The 5,077-nt window shown below is 76.4% G+C and carries 2 protein-coding genes and 1 pseudogene; 2 read left to right on the plus strand and 1 reads right to left on the minus strand.

What is annotated here, in order from left to right:
* Positions 1–1,142 (plus strand): annotated as a pseudogene (locus ACFXHB_RS31250) (hypothetical protein); the annotation flags it as partial.
* A gap of 127 nt (positions 1,143–1,269) precedes the next feature.
* Here ACFXHB_RS31250 and ACFXHB_RS31255 read toward each other — a convergent pair.
* A complete protein-coding gene (locus ACFXHB_RS31255; protein ID WP_380578045.1) occupies positions 1,270–2,079 on the minus strand; it encodes a TrmH family RNA methyltransferase in 810 nt (269 codons plus the stop codon).
* A gap of 97 nt (positions 2,080–2,176) precedes the next feature.
* On the opposite strand from ACFXHB_RS31255, the gene ACFXHB_RS31260 reads away from it, so the two are divergent.
* Positions 2,177–4,945 carry a SpoIIE family protein phosphatase gene (locus ACFXHB_RS31260; protein WP_380578046.1) on the plus strand — a complete coding sequence of 923 codons (2,769 nt, stop codon included), beginning with the start codon at positions 2,177–2,179 and terminating at the stop codon, positions 4,943–4,945.
* Positions 4,946–5,077 lie beyond the last annotated feature (132 nt).

Here is a 5,077-nt window from a genome sequence, read left to right on the forward strand (position 1 = left end):
GCGTCCCCGCGCCGGGGCGGGCACCCGACCCCGCCGGCGCGCCGCGGGTCCGGGCCGCCGCGGCGAGCCGCTCGGCCGCCCAGCAGCCCGCCCACCCGGGAGTCCAGCCCGGGGTCCAACCGGGACCGCACCACGGCGGTGTCCAGCGGCGGCCGCACGGCCGGCCCGGGCAAGCCGCCACCACCCCCATGCCGCGCCCCGAGGCGCACACCACCCGGCCGCTGCGGGAACGCCAGCAGACCCCGCCGCCGGGGCGCACCGGCGGGCCCGGCGGCCCGGCGGGCCCCCGCGAGCGGGAGCAGCGGTCGGACCGGCCGCGCGGACAGGCCCGCGACCGACAGCACACCCCCGTCCCCGGTGGCCGCCCCGGCACCGCCCGGCAGCGGCTGCTGCGGCAGCGGCTGGTGGTCTTCGTCACCGTGACCATCGGCGTGGCCCTGGCCATCGCGGCGGCGCAGGGGTGCGAGAACCGGGACGACCAGAGCCTCGGACCGGTCCGCGGCGGGACGACGGTGAGTGCCGCACCCGCCGTCCAGCCGAGTGCCACCGCGCCCGGGGCCGGGCTCTCGGCGGACGGCGCGGCACAGTCCGCGACACCGCTGGCGGCCGCGGCCGCCGCGGCGGCACACGGCAACGCGGCGGCGGGGGACGGTGCGCTGGCACCGCCGCAGGGCCCCGGTCCGGCGGTGGACTGGCCCAACCGCAGCTACCCCGATCCGGCCGGCGGCCCGGCGATCACCTTGCGGGACGGACGCTCGGCGGGGCCCGGGCCCCAGGTCGCGCTCAGCGCCGTCCTCCCGGCCCGCTACAAGGGCGCGCCGGCGGCCCTGGTGGTGCTGCGCCGGGCGGAGGGCTCCGTGCCGGCCGACCTGGTCCAGTTGTTCGCCTTCACCGGGGACTCGCCGGTGGCGCTGGCCTCCCGCTCGTCGGCCGCCGATCCGCAGGCGACGGCCACCTGGCGGCTCGACAACGGCGCGCTGGTCCGCGAGGAACGGGGCGCCCAGAGCGGCGCGTCGGCCTCCACCCGCTACACGGTGCGCTCGGACGGGACCATCGAGGAGTCCTGGCCCGGTGCTCCCACCCTGACCGTCGCACCGCCGCCCGCGGCCGCGCCCGCCCCGCCGACGGCCCCGACCGGCTGAGCTCGGGCGGGCGGGGTGTCCGGTCCTCGGGACGGGGGCCGGCCGCTCGTGCGCGGGAAGTCGGCCGGTCCGACATCCCGGTCCCCCGGCGGAACGGCGCGCCCGGCGGGCATCGGTCGGGCGGGCGTCAGGCCGTGGCGGTGACGGCGTAGAAGGCCACGGCCGCGGCGGCGCCCACGTTGAGGGAGTCGATGCCGTGCGCCATCGGGATCCGGACGGGGTGGTCGGCGGCGGCGAGGGCCTGGCGGGTGAGGCCGTCGCCCTCCGCGCCGAGCATCAGGGCCGCCTTGGGGAGGCGGTGCGGGGCCAGCGCGGCCAGCTCGACGGAGCCCTCGGCCGGGGTGAGCGCGAGCAGGCTGAAGCCGGCGGCGCGCACGGTGTCCAGCGCGGCCGGCCACGGCTCCAGCCGCGCGTAGGGGACGGCGAAGACGGCGCCCATGGAGACCTTGACGGCGCGCCGGTACAGCGGATCCGCGCAGTCGGGCGAGAGCAGCACGGCGTCCATGCCGAGCGCGGCCGCGCTGCGGAAGATCGCGCCCAGGTTGGTGTGGTCGACCAGTCCCTCCAGCACGGCCACCCGGCGGGCGCCGGCCAGCAGCTCGGCGGCGTCCGGCAGCGGCCGGCGCTCCATCGAGGCGAGCGCGCCGCGGTGGACGTGGTAGCCGGTGACCGCCTCCGCCAGCCCCGGTTCGACCACGTGGACGGGGGCGTCGGCCCCGGCGATCACGTCCGCCATCACGTCCAGCCACTTGGCGGTCAGGAGCATCGACCGCATCCGGTAGCCGGCGGCCAGGGCCCGGCGGATGACCTTCTCGCCCTCCGCGATGAACAGGCCCTCGGCGGGTTCGCGGCGGCGGCGGAGTTCGACGTCGGTCAGACCGGTGTAGTCGCCGAGGCGCGGGTCGGTGGGGTCGGTGATGGTGCTGGGTTCGGACACCCTGCGATCTTGCCAAGCCGGGGTGGCGAAGGCCAAACGGCCCAGGGCGGCACGTGCCGGCCTTGGCCTGCAGGTGTATCGAGTGCAAATATGACGTATGGCCCGTTTTCCGGGCCGATCATGGGCTCCGTCGGCCTCTGGCACATCCGGTTCCGCCACCTCCCCCCGTGCCGCTGGTTCCGCCGGCTCATCCGGTGGGCGCCCACACGGTCGGCAACAGCAGCCGAAAGGGGCTCGGCCGAGGCCGGTGAAGCGCCGGTCGGTGGCCGGGCAGGTCTTCGCGCTGCAGGTGGTGGTGGTGCTGCTGCTGGTCGCCGCCGCCGTGGTCGCGCTGGTGGTGCAGTCCCGCAAAGACGCCCAGCACGAGGCGACCAACCGGTCGGTGGCGGTCGCGCAGACCTTCGCCAACTCGCCGGGCATCGTCGAGGCGCTGCGCTCCCCCGACCCGACCGCGATCCTGCAACCGAAGGCCCAGGCGGCGGCACTCAACGCGGGGGTCGACTTCATCGTCGTCCTCAACACCGACGGCATCCGCTACACCCACCCCAATCCGGCCCGGATCGGCCAGAAGTTCGTCGGCGACTACCAGCCCGCACTCCAGGGACAGGTGGTGACCGAGCACGTCAACGGCACGATCGGACCGCTGGTCCAGGCGATCGTGCCGGTCCGCGCACCGGACGACTCGGTGGTCGGCATGGTCTCCGCCGGGGTCACCATCGCCAACATCAGCAGCGCGAGCGAACGGCAGCTGCCGGTGGTGCTCGGCGCCGCGGCGCTCGCCCTCGGGCTGGCCACCTGCAGTACGGCCCTGGTCAGCCGGCGACTGCGGCGACAGACCCACGGGCTGGGCCCCGCCGAGATGACCCGCATGTACGAGCACCACGCGGCGGTGCTGCACGCGGTGCGCGAGGGTGTGCTGATCGTGGCGGGCGACGGGCGGCTGCTGCTCTGCAACGACGAGGCGCGCCGGCTGCTGGACCTGCCGGCCGACGCCGAGGGCCGGCTGGTCACCGACCTCGGTCTGGACCGGGCGCCCGAGGAACTGCTGACCGCCAACCGGCCGGTCACCGACGAGGTGGTGCTGGCCGGCGAGCTGCTGCTGGCCGTGAACGTCCGGCTGACCGACCGCGACGGCGGGCCCCCGGGCTGCGTCGCCACCCTGCGTGACTCCACCGAACTGCTGGCGCTGTCGGGGCGGGCCGAGGTCGCGCAGCGGCGGCTGCGGCTGCTGTACGACGCGGGGGTGACGGTGGGCAGCTCGCTCGACGTGACGCGGACCGCCCAGGAGCTGGCCCAGGTGGCGGTGCCGCGGTTCGCCGACTTCGTCAGCGTGGACCTGGCCGAGCAGGTGCTGGAGGGCGACGAACCGCCGCAGGGGCAGACCCTCGGACGGGTGCGGCGGGCGGCTTTCAGCGGTGTCCGGGACGACTCGCCGTTCTATCCGGTCGGCACCGTGCTGGAGGTCGTGCCGGAGACGCCGCTGGCGGGGGCGCTGGACAGCGGGATGCCCGGGTTGGAGCCGCGGCTCGCCGAGGCGGACGGCTGGCGGGCCCAGGACCCGGAGCGGTCGGCGCAGGCGTTGGAGTACGGGGTGCACTCGCTGGTGCGGGTGCCGCTGCGGGCGCGCGGGGTGCTGCTCGGGGTCGCGCGGTTCTGGCGGGCGGACCGGCCGGAGCCGTTCGACGAGGAGGACCTGGCGCTGGCCGAGGAACTCGTCTCGCACGCCGCGGTCTGCATCGACAACGCCCGCCGCTACACCCGCGAGCACGCGATGGCGGTGACGCTGCAGCACAGCCTGCTGCCGCGCAGCCTGCCCCCGCAGAATGCGCTGGACGTGGCGCACCGGTACCTGCCGGCGCAGGCCGGCGTGGGCGGGGACTGGTTCGACCTGATCCCGCTGCCCGGCGCGCGGGTCGCGCTGGTGGTCGGGGACGTGGTGGGGCACGGGTTGCACGCGGCGGCGACGATGGGGCGGCTGCGGACGGCGATCCACAACTTCTCGACGCTCGACCTGCCGCCGGACGAGTTGCTCGGACATCTGGACGAGCTGGTCAACCGGATCGACCAGGAGGAGTCGGCGACCGGCGGGTCGGCGGCGGTCACCGGCGCGACCTGCCTGTACGCGATCTACGACCCGGTGTCCCGGCGCTGCACGCTGGCCAGTGCGGGGCACCCGCCGCCGGCGCTGGTCGGGCCGGACGGCCGGGTGGAGTTCCCGGAGCTGCCGACCGGGCCGCCGCTGGGGCTGCGCGTGCTGCCGTTCACCACGGCCGAGCTGGAGGTGGCGGAGGGCAGCCGGCTGGTGCTGTACACGGACGGGCTGGTCGAGGACCGCGAGCGGGACATCGACGAGGGCCTGGAGCTGCTGCGGGCGGCGCTCACCGGGCCGCCGCGGACACCGGAGCAGACCTGCGCCGACGTGCTGGGCGCGATGCTGCCGGCGCGGCCGCAGGACGACATCGCGCTGCTGGTGGCGCAGACCCGGGTGCTGGCCGCCGACCAGGTGGCGGAATGGGAGGTCCCGTCCGACCCGGCGGCGGTGGGCGGGGTGCGGGCGGCGGTGGCCGAGCGGCTGGAGCAGTGGGGGCTGGACGAGGCGGCGTTCGTCACCGAGCTGATCCTGAGCGAGCTGGTCACCAACGCGATCCGGTACGGGCGAGGACCGATCCGGGTCCGGCTGCTCCGTGACCGGGCGTTGATCTGCGAGGTGTCCGACGCCAGCAGCACCTCGCCGCATCTGAAGTACGCGGCCACGACCGACGAGGGCGGGCGCGGGCTCTTCCTGGTCGCGCAGTTCGCGGACCGCTGGGGTACGCGCTACACGGCCAGTGGCAAGGTCATCTGGACGGAGCAGCCGCTGGAGTGATCACGGCTGAGCGGCGGTGTGGGGGGGCGGGTGTGCGGCGTGGGGGGGGGGGCGGGGCCCCCGGCCCCCCCCGCCGCCGGGACGGGGTGCACCGCGCCGCCGTCCGGCGGGGGGCCGTAGGGTGAGCACGTC

Origin of the sequence: Kitasatospora sp. NPDC059327, from assembly GCF_042752535.1 — a bacterium.
Lineage (GTDB): Bacteria > Actinomycetota > Actinomycetes > Streptomycetales > Streptomycetaceae > Kitasatospora.

Bases quoted from the DNA above. Each gene is read 5' to 3' on its own strand.
- ACFXHB_RS31260 (WP_380578046.1), top strand. From the start codon at position 2,177: ATGGCCCGTTTTCCGGGCCGATCATGGGCTCCGTCGGCCTCTGGCACA.